Below are 18,784 nucleotides of genomic sequence, written 5' to 3' on the forward strand. Positions count from 1 at the left end.
GTCCTCAATTCGAGGTGAAGCCGACGAGCAGGCCGCCGGTGACCTTGACGGCGAGGTTGTAGATGCCCGCGATGACGGCGCCGAGCACCGTCACGACGATCAGGTTCAGGATCGCGACGATCGCACCGACAGCCATGACCTGCGGGAGTCCGATGAAGTCCGTGAGCGAGACGCTGCCGTCCGAGATGCTCTGGAAGAACTCGTCGACGCGGCTGATGAGGCCCGTCGTGGAGATGACCATGTAGACGAGGAAGAACGACACGATCGTGACGACCGCGAGCGCCACGGCCGCGAGGAACGACAGCTTCACTGCCGACCAGAAGTCGATGTAGACCAGGCGCAGGCGGACCTGCTTCGCGCTCGTCTTGTGGCTGGATTTCTTGGCGAGCTTGTCGGCTACCGTGCTCATGCGTCAATACTCTCTTCGGGGGTCTCGAGGGAGGCCTCGGGTGCGGCCGGCGTTTCGTCGGCGGCTGCCTCTGCGGTCTCGGCGAGGCCTCGCTCACCGTTACGGGCGATCGCGATGATGCGATCCTCTTCGTCGGGACGGGCGAACACGACACCCATGGTGTCGCGGCCCTTGGCAGGCACCTCGGCCACGGCAGACCTTACCACCTTGCCGCTGGCAAGAACCACCAAGACCTCGTCGTCCTCGGCGACGATCAGGCCGCCCGCGAGATCGCCTCGATCCTCGCTGAGCTTGGCCACCTTGATGCCCAGACCGCCTCGGCTCTGGCCGCGGTACTGGTCCACTTCGGTGCGCTTGGCGTACCCGCCCTCGGTCACGACGAAGACGTAGCCGTCGTCCGTCACGGGCGATGCCGACAGCAGGCTGTCGCCGTCGCGGAACGACATGCCCTTCACGCCCTCGGTCGAGCGGCCCATGGGGCGCAGTGCGTCGTCGGTCGCGGTGAACCGCAGCGACATGCCGTGCCGGCTGATCAGGAGGATCTCGTCGTCCTCGTCGACGAGGAAGGCGCTGACCACCTCGTCGTCCTCGCGGAGCTTGATCGCGATGACGCCGCCCTGCCGGTTGGTGTCGTACTCCGTGAGGCGCGTCTTCTTGACGAGGCCGCCACGCGTCGCGAGCACGAGATAGGTGGCGACGCTGTAATCGCGGATGTCGAGGATCTGCGCGATCTCCTCGTCGGGCTGCAGAGCGAGGAGGTTCGCGACGTGCTGGCCCTTGGCATCCCGACCCGCCTCCGGAACCCGGTACGCCTTCTCGCGGTAGACGCGCCCCTTGTTCGTGAAGAACAGGAGCCAGTGGTGCGTCGTGGTGACGAAGAAGTGCTCGACGACGTCGTCGGCGCGCAGCTGCGCACCCTTGACGCCCTTGCCGCCGCGGTGCTGCGAGCGGTAGTTGTCGCTGCGCGTGCGCTTGATGTAGCCGTCGCGCGTGACGGTGACGACCATCTCCTCCTCGGGGATGAGGTCTTCGTCGGTCATGTCGCCGTCGAAGCCGAAGACGATCTCGGTGCGGCGCTCGTCGCCGAACTTCTCGACGATGCCGGTGAGCTCTTCGCGGATGATCCCGCGCTGACGGGCCGGCGATGCGAGGATCTCGCGGTAGTCGGCGATCTGCGCCTCGAGCTCGGTCGCTTCGTCGATGATCTTCTGACGCTCGAGCGCGGCGAGGCGACGCAGCTGCATCGACAGGATCGCATCGGCCTGGATGTCGTCGATCTCGAGGAGCGCCTTGAGGCCCTCGCGGGCCTCCTCGACGGTGGGCGACCGGCGGATGAGGGCGATGACCTCGTCGAGGGCATCCAGCGCCTTGAGGTAGGCGCGCAGGATGTGCATGCGCTCTTCGGCCTTGCGCAGGCGGAATTGCGTGCGACGCACGATGACGTCGATCTGGTGGTCGACCCAGTGCGAGATGAAGCCGTCGAGCGCAAGCGTGCGGGGCACGCCGTCGACGATCGCCAGCATGTTCGCGCCGAAGTTCTCCTGCAGCTGCGTGTGCTTGTACAGATTGTTCAGCACGACCTTGGCGACGGCATCCCGCTTCAGTACGATCACGAGGCGCTGACCCGTGCGCCCCGACGTCTCGTCGCGGATGTCGGCGATGCCCTGCACCTTGCCCTCGCGGGCGAGGTCGGCGATCTTCAGAGCGAGGTTGTCGGGGTTGACCTGATACGGCAGCTGGGTGATCACGAGGCACGTGCGGCCCTGGATCTCGGCGATCTCGACGACGGCGCGCATCGTGATCGAGCCGCGGCCCGTGCGATACGCCTCGTGGATGCCGCGGGTGCCGAGGATCTGCGCACCCGTCGGGAAGTCCGGCCCCTTGATGCGCTGCATGAGCGCCTCGAGCAGCTCGTCACGCGTCGCGTCGGGGTGGTCGAGCGCCCACAGCGCACCGTCCGCCACCTCGCGCAGGTTGTGCGGCGGGATGTTCGTCGCCATGCCGACGGCGATGCCGACGGAGCCGTTGACGAGGAGGTTGGGGAAGCGCGCCGGCATGACGGCGGGCTCCTGCGTCTGCCCGTCGTAGTTGTCGGTGAAGTCGACGGTCTCCTCTTCGATGTCGCGCACCATCTCGAGCGCGAGGGGAGCCATCTTCGTCTCGGTGTACCGCGGCGCAGCGGCGCCCATGTTGCCCGGCGAGCCGAAGTTGCCCTGGCCGAGTGCGAGCGGATAGCGCAGAGACCACGGCTGCACGAGACGCACGAGCGTGTCGTAGATCGCGGTGTCGCCGTGCGGGTGGTACTGACCCATGACCTCGCCGACGACGCGTGCGCACTTCGAGAACGACTTGTCGGGGCGGTAGCCGCCGTCGTACATCGCGTAGATGACGCGGCGGTGCACGGGCTTGAGGCCGTCGCGCACATCGGGGAGCGCACGGCCGATGATGACGGCCATCGCATAGTCGAGATAGCTGCGCTGCATCTCGCCCTGCAGGTCGACCTGCTCGATGTGGCCGTGGTTGTGCGAGGATTCCTCGGTCGTGGTGCTGTCGTCAGCCATGCGCTTCTCTTCCGTTGGTCCGTTGCGTCGTGTTCGTCGCGCTCAGCGGCCGGAGACCGGCGGCGAGCAGCGGCGACGACACGCTAGATGTCGAGGAACCGGACATCCTTCGCGTTCTTCTGGATGAACTGGCGGCGGGACTCGACGTCCTCGCCCATGAGCGTCGTGAAGACCGTGTCGGCCGCGACGGCGTCGTCGATCGTGACCTGGCGGAGCGTCCGGGTCGTGGGATCCATCGTCGTCTCCCACAGCTCCTTGTCGTTCATCTCGCCGAGACCCTTGTAGCGCTGGATGCCGTTGTCCTTCGGGATCCGCTTGCCGCTCGCGAGTCCGTCAGCCAGCAGCGCATCGCGCTCGACGTCGGAGTACACGTACTCGTGCGGCGAGTTGGTCCACTTCAGTCGGTACAGCGGCGGCATGGCGAGGTACACGTAGCCGGCCTCGATGAGACCGCGCATGTAGCGGAACAGGAGCGTCAGCAGCAGCGTCGTGATGTGCTGGCCGTCGACGTCGGCGTCGGCCATGAGCACGATCTTGTGGTACCTCGCCTTGTCGACGTCGAAGTCCTCGCCGATGCCCGTGCCGAACGCCTGGATCATCGCCTGGATCTCGTTGTTGCCGAGGGCGCGGTCGAGGCGCGCGCGCTCGACGTTGAGGATCTTGCCGCGGAGGGCGAGGATCGCCTGCGTGTGCGGGTCACGGCCCTGCACCGCCGAGCCGCCGGCCGAGTCGCCCTCGACGAGGAAGATCTCGCTGATCGCGGGGTCCTTCGAGGTGCAGTCCTTGAGCTTGTCGGGCATCGACGCCGACTCGAACACGCTCTTGCGCCGTGCCGTCTCGCGCGCCTTGCGCGCCGCTAGGCGCGCCGTGGCGGCATCGATGGCCTTGCGCACGACGAGCTTGGCCTGCTGCGGATTGCGCTCGAACCAATCGCCGAGCTGATCGCCGACGATCTTCTGCACGAACGCCTTCGCCTCGGTGTTGCCGAGCTTCGTCTTGGTCTGCCCCTCGAACTGCGGCTCCGAGAGCTTGACGGAGATGACGGCCGTCAGACCTTCGCGCACGTCGTCGCCGGAGAGGTTGTCGTCCTTCTCCTTGAGCAGGTTCTGGGCACGGGCGTACTTGTTCACGAGCGTCGTGAGAGCCGCGCGGAAGCCCTCTTCGTGGGTTCCGCCTTCGTGCGTGTTGATGGTGTTGGCGTAGGTGAAGACGTTCTCGGTGTAGCTCGTCGTCCACTGCATCGCGAGTTCGAGGGCGATGTGCCGATCGGTGTCCTCCGACTCGACCTCGATGATCTGGTCGTTGACGACATCGGCGTGCCGCGTCTTGTTGAGGTACTCGACATAGTCGACGAGTCCCCGCTCGTAGAGGTACGAGTCGTGCGGCTGCGAGAGCACGACGTCGCCGTCCTCCTCGACCTCGACCGCCTCGGAGGGGCGCTCGTCGACGAGATCGATGCGCAGGCCCTTGTTGAGGAACGCCATCTGCTGGAAGCGGGTGCGGAGCGTCTCGTACTCGAACTCGACGGTCTCGAAGATCTCCGGGTCGGGCCAGAACGTGATGATGGTGCCGGTGTCGGCGCTCTCCTCACCGCGCTCGAGCGGAGCCAGTGGCACACCGCCGTTGCGGTACGACTGCCGCCACACGTATCCCTGGCGCCTGACCTCGACCTCGAGCCGCGTCGAGAGGGCGTTGACGACCGACGACCCGACGCCGTGCAGACCACCGGACACGGCGTAGCCGCCGCCGCCGAACTTGCCGCCGGCGTGGAGCACCGTGAGCACCACCTCGACGGTCGACTTGCCCTCGGTCTTGTGCATGTCGACCGGGATGCCGCGCCCGTTGTCGACGACGCGCACGGCGCCGTCCGACAGGATCGTCACCTCGATGAGGTCGCAGAAGCCCGCGAGAGCCTCATCGACGGAGTTGTCGACGATCTCGTAGACGAGGTGGTGCAGACCACGCGGACCCGTGGACCCGATGTACATTCCGGGACGCTTGCGAACCGCCTCGAGGCCTTCGAGGACCTGGATGGCATCTGCGCCGTAGTCGCTGAGGGGCTTTCCGTTCGCGGGCGATCCGGGTTCCCCGGCAACGCTTTCGGGATTCACAGACGTCATATGTTCTCGAGCGCTCCAGATAGGTCATCGCGGTCGTTCCATGATATCAAGAACGACCCTCCACGGGCGCTGTACGCCCCTGTGGCGCGCTGAAAAGAGCGCGAATAGCCCTGGACGTGGATCAGCCGTAGGTATCGCGCGGACCGCGCCCTGGGACGGCTCTGGGACCCCATTTCCAGGAGGGGACGTCCGGCCCGATGAACCGGATACCCTCGACACCCGCTTCGGGGAACCGGCGCAGGATCTCGGAGAGGATCTGCGCACGCATGAGCTGAAGCTGCTTCGCCCACGCCGTCGAATCGGCCTGAACCGTGAGCGTTCCGTCGAGGAAGGCGACCGGACGGGTGTGCCGTGCCGTATCGGCACCGGCGACCTCGGCCCATGTGCGCACGACGTCTTCACGGGCGAGTTGCGACTCCCAGCCCGACTCCCGGGTCAGATCGGAGAGCACATCGGCGACACCGCGCGGGTCGCGGCCGGGTGTGAAAGGGGCGTGCTCGTCGTCGGGCTGCGCGCGGCGACGCCGGCGGAACGGACGGGCCTGCGGCTCGAGACCGCGCAGCCGCAGGTAGGTGGCGATCGTCTCCGGGATCTCGCTGCGATCGACGGGTTCAGGCATCCGCCGCCTCCAGGATGCGCCCGGCCTCGACCCGCACGACGTGCGCGCGGAGCCCGCTCGGAACGTCGGCTTCGACGGCGGCCGTGACGACGACCTGCTCGAAGCCGGCGACCAGGTCGGCGAGGCGCGCTCGGCGCTCGGCGTCGAGCTCGGCGAAGACGTCGTCGAGGATGAGGACGGGATCGCCCAGCCTCGATTCCGCGCGCAGGAGCTCTGCCGAGGCGAGCCGCAGGGCGAGCGCGACCGACCACGACTCGCCGTGCGACGCGTAGCCCTTCACGGGGAGGCCGCGCACGCGCAGCACGAGGTCGTCGCGGTGCGGTCCGACGAGGGTGAGGCCGCGGTCGAGTTCCGCCGACCGCTTGGCGGCGAGGGCCGTGCGGAACTGCTGGGCGATTCCCGTTGCGGCATCCGTCCCGACGCCGGTGTCATCGCGCGCAGGGGCATCCTCTTCGGGATCTCCGCCCTGCACCGAGAGCGCCCATTCGAGCTCGGGGCTGTGGTCGGCCCCCGCGATCTGCGTGTAGGCGGCGGCCAGTGGCGCTGCGAGCTCGGCCGCGAGGGCGAGGCGCGCCTCGATGACCTGGGTGCCGAGGCTGACGAGCTTGTCATCCCACACATCGAGGGTGGACAGCGCGTCGCCGCGGATCCCCCGGGCGCGCGCCGACTTGAGCAGAGCCGTGCGCTGCTTGAGGACGCGGTCGTAGTCCGAGAGCACTGCGCTCATGCGCGGCGTCCGCTGCACGAGGAGCTGATCCGCGAAGCGACGGCGCGACGAGGGGTCGCCGCGCACGATCTGAAGGTCTTCCGGCGCGAACAGCACGACCTGCGCGTAACGCGGAAGCTCATTCGTCTTGACAGTGGCACCGTTGACGCGCGCCTTGTTGGAGCCTTGCCTGTTGACCTGGGCCTCGAGGAGCACACGACGCTCGCCATGCGCGAGACGGGCGCGGATGATGGCGGCGTCTGCTCCGTGTCGCACCATGGGCGCATCGTTCGAGACGCGATGCGACCCCAGCGTCGCGAAGAAGGCGATCGCTTCAGCCAGATTCGTCTTGCCCTGGCCGTTGCGCCCGATGAAGACATTGGGACCGGGACCCAGCGACACGTCGGCGGCCGCATAGTTGCGGAAGTCGACGAGACTCAGCTGCTCCACGATCACGGATCAACCCTAGTTCGGGCCTCGGACGCACAGTCCTGCGCGGTCCCTCGAGCCTGTCGAGGGGCGCGACCCGAGTCAGCGGAGCAGGAGGTTGGGCTGCAGGAGATACTTGAACTCGCCGTCGCCGCCCTTGTCGACCGAGGTCTGGGGCGTGATCAGCACGGGGCTCAGCTTGTTGGCGTTCTCGCTCGAGGTGAACGTGATGCGCGCGAACTCGCTGCGCACGGCGCCGAGCGACTCGAGCAGGTACTGCGGGTTGAGGCCCAGCGTCACCTCGTCTCCGACCAGGGTCGCGTCGACCGACTCCGATGCACGAGCCTGCTCGGTGCCCGAGGCATCCATCGACACGCTGTCGGAGGTGAACGTGAACCGCAGCGGCGCGGAGCGGTCGAGAACGAGCGACACACGACGAACGGCTTCGGCGAGCTCGGCCGTGTTGACGACGGCGTGGTGCTCGGTCTGCTCGGGGAACAGACGACGCACCGGCGGGAAGTTGCCCTTGATGAGCAGCGACGTCACGGTCTTGTTGCCCGCCGTGAAAGCGATGATCTCGCGATCGCCCGATCCGGAGAAGGCGATCGAGATGTTGCCGCCGTGGGCGAAGGTCTTGCCGACCTCCGTCAGGGTGCGCGCCGGCACGAGCGCCGTCGTCGACTCGTCGGATGCCACGGTGCCGCCGTCCCACGGGATCTCGCGGAGCGCGACGCGGTATCGGTCGGTCGCGACGAGGCTCAGCTGCGTGCCGGCCACCTCGAGCTGAACACCTGTGAGAACCGGCGTGACGTCGTCGCGCGACGCCGCGAAGGCGACCTGCGCGATCGCGGTCGCGAAGTCCTCGGCCGGGACGAGACCCGACTCGCCCGTGACCTCGGGGATCGCGGGGTACTCCTGGACGGGCATCGAGGCCAGGGTGAACCGGGCCGAGCCGCACGTGAGGACGATGCCGCCGTCGTCGTCGACCTCGATCTGGATCGGCGCGTTGGGCAGGCGGCTCGCGATCTCGGAGAGCAGCCGGCCGTGCACGAGGATCGTGCCGGCCTCGTCGACCGTGGCCTCGATCGTCGTGCGGGCGGATGCCTCGTAGTCGAACGCGGCAAGGGAGAGTCCGGCGTCGGTCGCCTCGATCAGCACGCCCGCGAGGATCGGCTGCGGATTGCGCTGAGGGAGCAGCTTGACGACGAACGACACGGCTTCGCTGAAGACATCGCGATTGACGTGGAACCTCACTGGCGCTCCCTTGTCGTCCTTGGGGCTTGGGGTACCCATGCTAGTGCCCAGTTCGTGCGGCACTTCAAGACGGGCTCTCTCGCCCCCGAGGTGATCGGGTCGGTCTCTCATCAAAAGTTTCTTGTCATGGTGTTAACAGCTGTGGAAAGTGTGGATAACTTGCGCGATCCCAGTCGGCGCATGGGAACTACACGCTTGTGAGATGTGGACGGGCTGCGGAGGACGTGGATGACGGCAGGCTTCCGGCATCCGTTCATCGATCCCGTCGTCCACAGCCGTTCGGCCGTCGTTCACAATTCTCCGCAGCCGATTCGAGTTATCCACAGGTTTTCCACACTGTGAAGAACGGCATATTGGCCCCGGCTCCGACGGGTGTCAAGCGCTTTTCAAGGCATATGACGACATCGGCCGACGTCCCGGAGGACGTCGGCCGATGGATGGCACGCGGAGGGCTCAGCGACGGCCGAGGGAGGCCGTGATCTCGGTGACCTGGTTGTAGATCGAGCGGCGCTCCTTCATGAGGTCGCTGATCTTCTTGTAGGCGTACATGACCGTCGTGTGGTCGCGATTGCCGAAGAGCTGGCCGATCTTCGGCAGGGAGAGGCTGGTGCGCTCACGACAGAGGTACATGGCGATCTGGCGGGCTGTGGCGACGGCCTGCGAACGGCTCGATCCGTACAGGTCGTCGACCGAGAGCTTGAAGTAGGCCGCGGTCGCCGTGATGATGTCGGTCGGCGAGATCACGTTCGCGTCGTCTTGATCGATGATGTCGCGCAGAACCGTCTGAGCGAGCGACATGTCGAGGGTCGAGCGATTGAGGCTCGCGAATGCCGAGACGCGGATGAGCGCGCCTTCGAGCTCGCGGATGTTCGACGAGACCACCGTGGCGATGTATTCGAGCACCTCGTCGGGGATGTGCAGCCGCTCGGACTGGGCCTTCTTGCGAAGGATCGCGATGCGCGTCTCGAGGTCGGGCGCCTGGACGTCGGTGATGAGACCCCACTCGAAGCGACTGCGCATGCGGTCTTCGAACCCGGTCAGATGCTTGGGCGGCACGTCGCTGGTGATCACGACCTGCTTGTCGTGGTCGTGGAGCGTGTTGAACGTGTGGAAGAACGCCTCCTGCGTCTCGGCTCGCCCCTGCAGGAACTGGATATCGTCGATCAGGAGGATGTCGACATCTCGATACCTCGCCTGGAATGCCGATCCGCGGTTGTTGGCGATCGAGTTGATGAAGTCGTTCGTGAACTCCTCGCTCGACACGTAGCGCACACGGATGCCGGCGTAGAGGCTGATCGCGTAGTCGCCGATGGCGTGCAGGAGGTGGGTCTTGCCGAGGCCCGAGTCGCCGTAGATGAACAGCGGGTTGTACGCCTTGGCAGGCGCCTCGGCGACCGCGACGGCCGCGGCGTGCGCGAAGCGGTTGGACTGGCCGATGACGAAGTTGTCGAAGGTGTACTTCGGGTTCAGTCGCGAGTCGGAGCGGGAGGGTGCCGTGTCGACGGGCTCGTCGAGCCGCTGACGCAGCGCACCCGGTGCGGGCGCCGTCATGGGCTCGGGCTGCGAGAGCGACTGCACGGGTATGGGCGCCGTGAAGTGCTGATCGGCGAGGTCGGGATTGACGACGACACGGAAGGTCGTCGCGATCGGATCGCCCTGGGGGACGCGGGCGAGCGCCTCCAGGATGGGCGCCCGCATGCGCTTGTTGATCTGCGCGGCCGTCAGGTCGTTGGGCACGTCGAGATAGAGCGTGCCGCTCATGACGCCCTGCGGGACGGCGAGATTGAGGAACCCGTGCAGCTGCGGCGTGACGCGATCGTCCACCGTGAGCTCACCGAGCACGGCCGCCCAGACAGGTACATCTGGAATGTCGTGCTGTGCCATGGCCCCCCCGGGTGTTGTGATGCGCCTCAGGCTCAGGGAAGGCGACATCCCGTGCCTGTGGATAAGTGCCGGAGACACGCTAGTCAGCGGGCGTCGTGTGAGCAAACTCCACTGTAGATCCGGCTGCGTGTCGGTGCCAGGGCGCGCGTCACGTGTGTGCATAATGCCCGCCCGCGCGGCTCAGTTTGAGTTCTCAGGCGTCTCGACGTAGCCTTAGTCGGTTGACTTATGCCCTCGCGGCAGTTCCCTGTAAGCACGTCGTCCCCGGATTTTGAGCCTCCCGGTGACACCGATCCGGAAGCGATCTCATGAGCAAGCGCACCTTCCAGCCCAACAACCGTCGCCGCGCCAAGAAGCACGGCTTCCGCGCCCGCATGCGCACCCGCGCCGGCCGCGCCATCCTCTCGGCGCGCCGCGGCAAGGGCCGCACCGAGCTCTCGGCCTGACATCGAGCGGTGCTGGCGAGGCCGAACCGACTCACCCGCGGGGCGGAGTACAAGGCCGTCGTCCGTCGGGGTCGTCGTTGTGCGGCCGCGCACACCGTCACCTATGTCGTGACCTCCGATGAGCAGCGTGCATCGCGGTTCGGTTTCATCGTGAGCAAGCAGGTCGGATCAGCCGTCGTGCGCAACACTGTGCGCCGACGGCTGAAGGCCGTTTGCCACGAGTCTCTCGGCGGCGTCCGCCCGGGCTCGGATGTCGTCATCCGGGCATTGCCGTCGGCGGCGAGCGCGGACTTCTCCGAGCTGCGCGACGAAGTCCAGCGCTGCCTCGCTCGTCGGGCGGCGGCATGAGCGTCCTTCCCGCCTACGCCCTCGGCGAGGGTCACCTCGAGGCATCCGATGCCCTTCGAGCGGTGCCGCTGATCCCCCGGAATCTGGGCCTCTCTCTTCTTCACGCCTATCGCGCGACGATCTCGCACACGTATGGAGATGTGTGCAAGTACTACCCGTCATGCTCCGCCTACGCCGTCGGCGCCGTGCAACAGCACGGGCTGGTGAAGGGCAGCGCCCTCACCGCCGCGCGTCTCGCCCGCTGTCACCCGTGGGCGCAGGGCGGTGTCGACGATGTCCCGCCGCACCGGCGGTTCCGTTACGACCTGACCCCGCACGGTTTCGTCGTGCCCCTGAGAAAGGACTGATCCGTGCTGGATCTGCTGCACCTTGCGACGAGCACTCCTGCTCCCGCCGCTTCCGGAGGCGGCTTCGACCTTCTGGGCACCATCCTGTGGCCGCTGAAGTGGCTCGTCGAACTGGTCCTGGTCGCGTGGCACGCGATCTTCACGTTCATCGGACTCCCGGCCGCCGCCGGCATCACCTGGGTGCTCGCGATCATCGGCCTCGTGGTCGTCGTCCGCGCAGCGATGATCCCGCTGTTCGTGCGTCAGATCAAGAGCCAGCGCAAGATGATGGAAATCGCCCCTGAACTGCGAAAAGTTCAGGAGAAGTACAAGGGCAAGAAGGATCAGCTCTCGCGTGAGGCCATGAGTCGCGAGACCATGGCGCTGTATAAGAAGCATGGCACGACGCCGGTCTCGAGTTGTCTCCCGCTCCTCGTGCAGATGCCCGTCTTCTTCTCGCTGTACTCGGTGCTCAGCTCGATCAAGCTCCACGCCGAGAACGGTCAGGGCGGTGTCGGACCGCTCACCCCGGAACTCACGCTCGAGTTCTACAACGCCAAGCTGTTCGGCGTCGCCTCGCTGCACGAGACTCTCATCGACGCGATCAACGCCAACAACACGACAGCCATCATCATCACGGTCACCCTCGTCGTGCTCATGATCGCGTCGCAGTTCTTCACGCAGCTGCAGATCATCTCGAAGAACCTCTCCCCCGAGGCGAAGACCGGCCAGGCCTACCAGATGCAGCGCATCATGCTCTGGATCCTCCCCCTGGGCTTCGTCTTCTCGGGTGTGGCCTTCCCCCTCGGCGTCGTCATCTACTGGTTCACGAGCAACATCTGGACCGGTGTGCAGCAGTTCATCGTCATCCGCGAGATGCCGACCCCCGGCTCGGAGGCCGCCAAAGCCCGTGAGGAGCGCCTCGCTCGCAAGGGCAAGGCCCTCGACGCGTCGGGCAAGGTCGTCTCGATGGAGAAGTACGAGGCCGAGCAGCAGCGTCTGCTCGAGGAGGCCGAGCGCGCTCGTGCCGCGACCCCCAAGCGCCAGCAGCCCGTGAGCAAGCAGCGTGCGAAGAAGCAGGCGCAGAAGGGTCCCGGCACCGGAGGTGGCTCGGGCTCTTCGCCCTCATCCTCGGGTTCTTCGGGTTCGTCCGGTTCCGCCGGCAAGCCCGGTCCCACGCCGTCGGGTGACGCACCGGGCGCGAAGCCCGGCGCCGCCAACACCTGAGCGCCGCTCCCCTTTCGCCGACACTTCGATCTCATCGACCCATGACCGAGGACGCCATGACCACGACTGACCCCGTCGACTCCGCCACGACCGAGCGCGTCACCGCGACCGTCGAGCAGCTCGAGCAGGAAGGCGACATCGCCGCCGACTACATCGAAGAGCTCCTCGACATCGCCGACATCGACGGAGACCTCGCGCTGGACGTGCGCGCCGGCCGTGCGTACGTGTCGATCGAGGCCGAGGACAAGGGCTCGATCGCCCTCCTCTCGTCGCCCGACACGGTGCAGGCGCTGCAGGAGCTGACCCGAATCGCGGTGCAGAACCGCACAGGCCGGTTCTCGCGCCTCATCCTCGACATCGGCGGTTCGCGCAACACGCGTGAGCAGGAGCTCGCTGTGCTGGTCGACCGCGCGATCGCACGCCTCGACGACGGTGCCACGCAGGCCTCCCTGCCGGCGATGTCGAGCTACGAGCGCAAGCTCGTGCACGACATCGTCGCCGAGCGCGGCTTCGTTTCGGAGTCGTACGGCGACGGTGCCGACCGTCACACCGTGATCCGTCGCGGCTGACGTTTCACGTGAAACGTCGATGACCAGCGTCGAGTACGAAGCGGAGCCCGCTGCCGCCGCCGAGATCTTCGGCGATCGCATCGAGGTCGCGCGCGCATTCACCCACGCCCTCGCTGAACAGGGTGAGGAACGTGGTCTGATCGGACCCCTGGAACCGCCCCGCCTGTGGTCGCGGCATGTGCTGAACAGCGCCGTCATCGCTCCGCTCTTCTCCGGCCGCGTCGGAGACGTCGGCTCGGGCGCGGGTCTGCCCGGACTCGTGCTCGCGATCGCTCGACCTGACGTGGAGTGGATCCTCATCGAGCCGATGGAACGTCGGGTGGCCTGGCTGTCGGAACAGGTCGCTGCGCTCGGGCTCGACAACGTCGAGGTGCTCCGGGCCCGGGCCGAGGACTGGAAGCGCGGGCCGGTATTGGATGCCGCGACCGCTCGTGCGGTGAGCGCGCTTCGCACCCTCGTGCCGATCACGGCTCCTCTGGTGCGCGACGGCGGCGAGCTGATCCTCCTCAAGGGGACCAGCGCCGACAATGAGATCGAGGCGGCGGCGAAGCCTCTGCGCAAGTTCGGCATCACGGATGCCCGCGTCGAGGTCGTCGGGGCCGAGCTGCTCCCCGACCCGACGCGCGTCGTGCGCGCCACGGTGCGTCGCGCCCGCTGACCTGCCGTCGATGACCGAGTGGCCGGCGGAGCGCGATCGCGACGCGGGACGCGGCCTGGTGCGCGTGCGAGCGCGCTTAAGAAGGGCACGTCACTCCGTGATTGAGACGCCTCATGGCGCTCGATCGACCGGTGTGAGCCCCCGCGTACGCACGGATATCGTTCTGATGCCGGTGATCGAGTGGTGGAGAACGGCGCAGTTCGATCACGAAGCCTCTCCATGAGTGGGCCGCCGATCTGCGCGGCGGGAATCGCGCGCGCGGTTCGACCGGCTTTCTGGGCGCCCCGAGAACTGGCCGGTGGTCGACCACCGCATCGCAGGTGTGCGGCGATCGAGACGCGAGCCACGGCTCCTCAGCGTGGTCGCCAGCCCCAGAGATGTCGCGGCGACCCACGTGATCGAGTGCGCCGAGCACGCCTGCCGAGATCCTGACGCCGGACCGGGTGTGTCGCCTGCCGTCGCAGTCGCTCCTGCCCGATGTGCTGGGTGCTCGCCTGGCTCCTGTGCGCGACGCAAGGGCTTCGTCCTTGGTCGAGACCCGGGAACGCCGAACCGGCGTGGTCACTACGCGAGTTGCCGCGCATTCGGCGGTGGGAGGGTGGTCTCGGGTACGCGTGGCGCGCCGGCCGGTTCGCTGCGGAGCCGCGCAGACCATGACGTCCGATCGCTTGCCTCAGGCGTGGGCGTACATCGTAGTGGTATCGAGTCGGGCAGGTGATCGTGTCGCCCGCACGGCGCGCATGCCGTTCTGTCGGCGCGGGCCGCCCGTGCTCCGCGATGGGAAATGCCTGGCGACGGGTACCGCGTCGTTGCGGTGGACGGTCGATGAGCCCGTGTGCACGTGTGTCGCGAATGCGACGAGATGCCGTTCTGTCGACCGTTCGCATGTTCGTCGTGCCGGTCCCGTGCAGGTACACACGGTCATCTGGCAGGCCGCGAGAGGCGTGCAACGGGGCGACGAGCTGAACGCTGGGCGTGGCGCCGATCTGTGAAGCGGTTCCCGTCACCGACGAGTCCGCGCGGAGACGTACCGAGATGGCGCGCGGAACTCCAGGTGGGTCCACTTTGCCGGTGCCGGCTCAAGTCGTGGGTTTGCCGGGGTGACGACACCGAGTGCCGGCTGTCCGTCAGTGCGACCGACTGCCTCGGATGCCGCGTGCGCCCTGTGATGGACGAGCCCGCGTCGCTCAGCCAGATCACGACTCCGCCCGCGCTTCCCCGAACGTGCTGGAGACAGGCAGCTCCCTCCCCCGTGTCCGCGACGTGTGAGCCGCATGGCCGACCGGCGTCGGGGTGGCCGCGCACATCCCTGCGAGTCCACCTTCCTGTCGCCGTGAAGCCCAATCATGCTCGCGGGGCTTCAGTCCGAGCCGGGTACGGCCCGTACCGACGCGCTCGTTGTTGCTTCGGGCCTCATGGCGCTGGCAGAACCTGGTCTCAATGCCTCTGTCACCATGCCGCCGTTGAATCGTGACGTACTGCGCCCATCGTCATCGGAGCGTCCGGCTTCGCGAACCGGCGGGACCCGACGCTTGGTCGGCGCACCCACGTGGCCGCACGCACCGGGGAAGAAGCGCTGGCGGTCGGCCTCCCCTCCCGGACCAGTCACACGTAGAGCGGGCGACGGGCCCCGGCGCTGTGGGAACCTCGTTTCACGTGAAACATCGTGGATCGTGCTGGGTTGGGGAGACACCGGCGTGCTGCATTCAGCATCCCCGATGGGCGAAGTCCTTCCGGCAGACCAGCATCGATGTCGTTATCACGATGCTTGGTCAACCCGACTGTTCCGCGGTGATCCGGCCAATCCGATCGGTCTCGGGCTCGGGCTCGGGCTCGGGCTCGGGCACGTGCCGGGCAGTCGAGTGGACACTCCCGCAATCCCGGAAGCATGCGGGAACGGGACGGGTGGTCAGCATCGCTGCGACATGCATGGCATGCAGTGAGCCATCGCAACGAGACGGCAGGCCTCAGGCGCGTCGAACTTCAATCCACCGCTATCTCGTGATTTCGTGCCTCGCATCTCGTTGAGGCGAGCAGGTTCTTGCCGTCGGGCTGGGTGAGGCACCGAGTCGAGAGCATGTCACCGACACAGAGTCCTTCAACCAGATCGACCCTTTTGGCTCACACACGCTCACGTTCGAAGAGTCCCTCTACTGCAGGCCGGCGCACACAGCCTGGGCGGATGATTACCGTGATCCGGGGCGCCGACGCCCGACTGCGGACAGCCGACCTCCCTCTCATCACGCGTCCTCGCCGGAGGGTGATGACGGAAGTAGAGCTGGTCACGCTCTGGCGAGGGAGCGGGTAGATGCCTTCTGTCTCACGTATGCCCCGAGGGCGCAGCGCGGTCGTTTCACGTGAAACATCGACCGAACGTGATCGCATCTACTCCCCCGCGCGCGTCCTCGGTACGCGATCCTCATCTGACCCCCGCGCGAGACATGACAGACGGTAGGCGGCCGGAGGAGAGCAATGATCCTCGCCAACATCCCCGGAGCGTTGCAGCTCGACTCAGCGCGTCATCTCCTGGACCACAACGACGGTCTTCCTAGGGCCGACACACGGTTCCGAGCGCCGATTTGCCGGTTCGATGAGCGAGCAGCTTCTTCGGATCGAGGACTCGCCGTCTCGTGGAGCGGCGCATGCGTGAAGAGGATCTGAACGCCTCGCAGTCGGCTGGATCGGGCGTGGAAGGTCATTCGGAACGATGTTTCACGTGAAACACCGGCCCCCGGGGCGCGCGAGCGGGGCGGGGTTCCCTCTGACCGCGCGAGTGATCGAGTAGGCGTCTCGCGATGGACGGGGATGTTGGAGCGGCGGACACGCCAGGTAGTTGCGTGAGCGACATGAGGGAGTCGGTACAGCGCAGCGCGCCTCCCCAACGACCGCGCCGGCCCCGAGGCTGGTGCGGTGACCGCCTTACGGCGCGGTGGTTCGCTCTCGATACCTTGACGAACTCGGCGAGCGCCTCCACAGCGGGGCTTCTTTCGGCCGGCGTACGCGGTGCGTTTCGACGGCCGGCCGTATCCGGCGGGGCGGCCATTGCGGTCCTGAGCCCGTCGAAAGGCGTGGCGTGCGTCGCCTCGACGAGCTCAGCGACCGACTGCGGCCCGCGCCGAGCGGGCATCGACGACGCAGCTCGTGGCCTGGCCGCGTCCCTCCCGGTAACCGAACCTCTGGAGCGACGTGCCCCTCAACCCGGTCTACGAGCTCGACGACCGGGTTGAGGGGCTCGATCGGGTCGTCCCGGACGACGGGCTGCAGCCGTCCACGCACACACACCAGCGCGGTCTTGCTGGTCCCCGAGCTTGTCGAGGGGGCGAACGTCGATGTTGCGAGGGAGTCTCAACCGGCGGCGCGTCATCCGGCGTTCGGTGATCATGGTGTGGCTGGCTCCGGGACGGTGCCGNCTTGCTGGTCCCCGAGCTTGTCGAGGGGGCGAACGTCGATGTTGCGAGGGAGTCTCAACCGGCGGCGCGTCATCCGGCGTTCGGTGATCATGGTGTGGCTGGCTCCGGGACGGTGCCGCGCGCCGACTCCGGCATCGACGCGGATCGGAATGACGGGAACGCCGAACCACTCAAGGCGCTTCGTGGCCACCTGCGCGCTCGACTTCTCGACAAGCTCGACCACCGGGCTGGCGCCGGGCCAGGTCGGCGGCGAGTGCTTGCGATGCCCGATTGTGCTTCTTCCGGCGGCCTCGCCGGTCCCGAGACGGGGGACGTCGGTGATGCACGGAACTCTCGGAGGCCGTCGTGTGGATGCCCGAGATTGACGGATCATCTGATTCCTGCACAGGGTTGCGCGGCTACTGAACCGCCCACGTGGATCGGCAGGACGGGGATCGATCGCACGCATGACGAGGTTCCTCGGTGCCCTGGAGTCCGGCGCCTCGACACGCTCGACGACCGGGCCGACGCCTGGGCGACGTGGGCGGTGAACTCTCGGGCGCCGTCGTGTGAATGCCCGAGATCGCGAATGACCTGATTGCGGCACAGGGTTGCGCGACTACTGAACCGCCGACGTGGATCGGCAGGACGGGGATCGATCGCACGCATGACGAGGTTCCTGATGCCCTTTGGTTCGACGCCTCGACAGGCTCGACGACCGGGCCGGCGCCTGGGCCAGGTCGGCGGCGACAGCTCGCGCCGCCCTCTTGTGCGCCTACCGGCGGCCTCCGCGCGGGGCATCCTACCCACCGACGCGGAGGGGTGCGACGAGACCAAGCACCCGTCCGGCGTCTGGTTCCTCAGTGATCTGGGCGTTCGACGCCTCGGCAAGCAGCTCGGCGGTGTCGGAGACGGCCTCCACACGCGCATGCACCTCCCGGCCCACTTCTCCCGGTCCCCTGAATGTCGCGAGGGGTCGGACGTCGGTGCCGCGCGGAGCTCTCAGGAGCCGCCGCGTCGACAGGCGTTCCAGATAGCCGCTGTGGCGTCGGGTGCGTGCCGACTCGAGCCGCCGAGAGCGCAGCAGGCATCAGCAACCCCGGCTGCTCGGTGGTCCGCAGCTCGACCCCCCGACGCGCTCGGCGACCAGGGCGGCGTCCGGACCGGGTTGGCGGCGGCCACGGGCTTACGACCCCGCTCGTGCCTCAACGCCGGCCTTCCGACCCCCGAGCTTGTCGAGGGGCCGACGTCAGCGTCGCGCGGGACTCCAGGCGCGCGCGTCTTGCATCGGCACAATCGGGATCACGAACCCGCGGCAGGGTTCCTCGACAGCCTGGAGGTCGACGTCTCGCGAGGCTCGGTGACCAGGCCGGCGTCTGGATCGGGCCGCTGGAACCGGCTCGCCACGCTCGATCGTTCCTACGCAACCGACCTGTCCGGTCCACGAGCGTGTCGACGGGACGAACGTCCGTGCTGCGCGGGGTTGCGATGCGCCGCCGAGTCGACGGGCGTTCGAGATGGTCGGTGTGGGTGGTCGCGGCTGCGCGCCGACTCAACCGCCGCGCGCCGACTCAACCGCTCACGCGTAGGTTCTTCGATCTCTGGAGTTCGACGCCTAGACGAGCTCGGCGACCGGCCCGTCGTCGTGGATCGGCTGGCATCGACGACCGCTCACGACACCCGACGGGACCTGCCCAGGCAGCCCTCCACCGGGGAGAGGCGGAGGTGGGAAGGCTCGACCAGCGGGGCGGGTGAGTCCCATAGCGTGGTGTCAATTCCTGCGGGGCTCTCGTCGTCGCTGACGATGAAGGGCCACCGTGGGATGACCAGTTGTTTCCG

At 67.3% G+C, this 18,784-nt stretch carries 13 protein-coding genes; 6 read left to right on the forward strand and 7 right to left on the reverse strand.

Annotated elements, in window-relative coordinates; all coding sequences use genetic code 11:
* Positions 1 to 4 precede the first annotated feature (4 nt).
* The 7 genes from ACH3VR_RS15595 to dnaA form a co-directional block, all read right to left on the reverse strand.
* Positions 5 to 409: a DUF3566 domain-containing protein gene (locus ACH3VR_RS15595; RefSeq protein WP_397557235.1), complete on the reverse strand. Its 405-nt coding sequence runs from the start codon at positions 407 to 409 to the stop codon at positions 5 to 7.
* Positions 406 to 2,970, reverse strand: coding sequence for a DNA gyrase subunit A (gene gyrA / locus ACH3VR_RS15600; protein ID WP_397557236.1), 2,565 nt, complete (start codon positions 2,968 to 2,970; stop codon positions 406 to 408). Before gyrA ends, ACH3VR_RS15595 begins: the two co-directional genes overlap by 4 nt.
* A gap of 83 nt (positions 2,971 to 3,053) precedes the next feature.
* Positions 3,054 to 5,090, reverse strand: a complete 2,037-nt coding sequence (gene gyrB / locus ACH3VR_RS15605) for a DNA topoisomerase (ATP-hydrolyzing) subunit B (protein WP_397557237.1) — start codon at positions 5,088 to 5,090, stop codon at positions 3,054 to 3,056.
* Positions 5,091 to 5,211: 121 nt separating this feature from the next.
* Positions 5,212 to 5,709 carry a DUF721 domain-containing protein gene (locus ACH3VR_RS15610; RefSeq protein WP_397557238.1) on the reverse strand — a complete coding sequence of 166 codons (498 nt, stop codon included), beginning with the start codon at positions 5,707 to 5,709 and terminating at the stop codon, positions 5,212 to 5,214.
* Entirely contained in the window at positions 5,702 to 6,871 is a 1,170-nt protein-coding gene (gene recF, locus ACH3VR_RS15615; protein WP_397557239.1) for a DNA replication/repair protein RecF, read from the reverse strand. The genes ACH3VR_RS15610 and recF overlap by 8 nt, the downstream gene beginning before the upstream one ends.
* A gap of 75 nt (positions 6,872 to 6,946) precedes the next feature.
* On the reverse strand, positions 6,947 to 8,098 hold the full coding sequence (gene dnaN / locus ACH3VR_RS15620; RefSeq protein WP_397557240.1) for a DNA polymerase III subunit beta: 1,152 nt from the start codon (positions 8,096 to 8,098) through the stop codon (positions 6,947 to 6,949).
* A gap of 453 nt (positions 8,099 to 8,551) precedes the next feature.
* Entirely contained in the window at positions 8,552 to 9,982 is a 1,431-nt protein-coding gene (gene dnaA / locus ACH3VR_RS15625) for a chromosomal replication initiator protein DnaA (protein ID WP_397557241.1), read from the reverse strand.
* Between the two features lie 308 nt (positions 9,983 to 10,290).
* On the opposite strand from dnaA, the gene rpmH reads away from it, so the two are divergent.
* Genes rpmH through rsmG form a run of 6 tightly spaced genes read left to right on the forward strand, consistent with a single transcriptional unit; the run spans position 10,291 to position 13,556 of the window.
* On the forward strand, positions 10,291 to 10,428 hold the full coding sequence (gene rpmH, locus ACH3VR_RS15630; RefSeq protein ID WP_036304730.1) for a 50S ribosomal protein L34: 138 nt from the start codon (positions 10,291 to 10,293) through the stop codon (positions 10,426 to 10,428).
* A 9-nt stretch (positions 10,429 to 10,437) separates the two neighbouring features.
* Positions 10,438 to 10,776 carry a ribonuclease P protein component gene (gene rnpA, locus ACH3VR_RS15635; RefSeq protein ID WP_397557242.1) on the forward strand — a complete coding sequence of 113 codons (339 nt, stop codon included), beginning with the start codon at positions 10,438 to 10,440 and terminating at the stop codon, positions 10,774 to 10,776.
* A complete protein-coding gene (yidD, locus tag ACH3VR_RS15640; RefSeq protein WP_397557243.1) occupies positions 10,773 to 11,123 on the forward strand; it encodes a membrane protein insertion efficiency factor YidD in 351 nt (116 codons plus the stop codon). The genes rnpA and yidD overlap by 4 nt, the downstream gene beginning before the upstream one ends.
* A gap of 6 nt (positions 11,124 to 11,129) precedes the next feature.
* Positions 11,130 to 12,329: a membrane protein insertase YidC gene (gene yidC, locus ACH3VR_RS15645; RefSeq protein ID WP_397557255.1), complete on the forward strand. Its 1,200-nt coding sequence runs from the start codon at positions 11,130 to 11,132 to the stop codon at positions 12,327 to 12,329.
* Between the two features lie 56 nt (positions 12,330 to 12,385).
* Positions 12,386 to 12,898 carry a Jag family protein gene (locus tag ACH3VR_RS15650; RefSeq protein WP_397557244.1) on the forward strand — a complete coding sequence of 171 codons (513 nt, stop codon included), beginning with the start codon at positions 12,386 to 12,388 and terminating at the stop codon, positions 12,896 to 12,898.
* A gap of 19 nt (positions 12,899 to 12,917) precedes the next feature.
* Positions 12,918 to 13,556: a 16S rRNA (guanine(527)-N(7))-methyltransferase RsmG gene (gene rsmG / locus ACH3VR_RS15655; RefSeq protein ID WP_397557245.1), complete on the forward strand. Its 639-nt coding sequence runs from the start codon at positions 12,918 to 12,920 to the stop codon at positions 13,554 to 13,556.
* Positions 13,557 to 18,784: the final 5,228 nt, after the last annotated feature.

The sequence above is a fragment of the Microbacterium alkaliflavum genome, assembly GCF_044325405.1.
GTDB classification, from domain to species: Bacteria; Actinomycetota; Actinomycetes; order Actinomycetales; family Microbacteriaceae; genus Microbacterium; species Microbacterium alkaliflavum.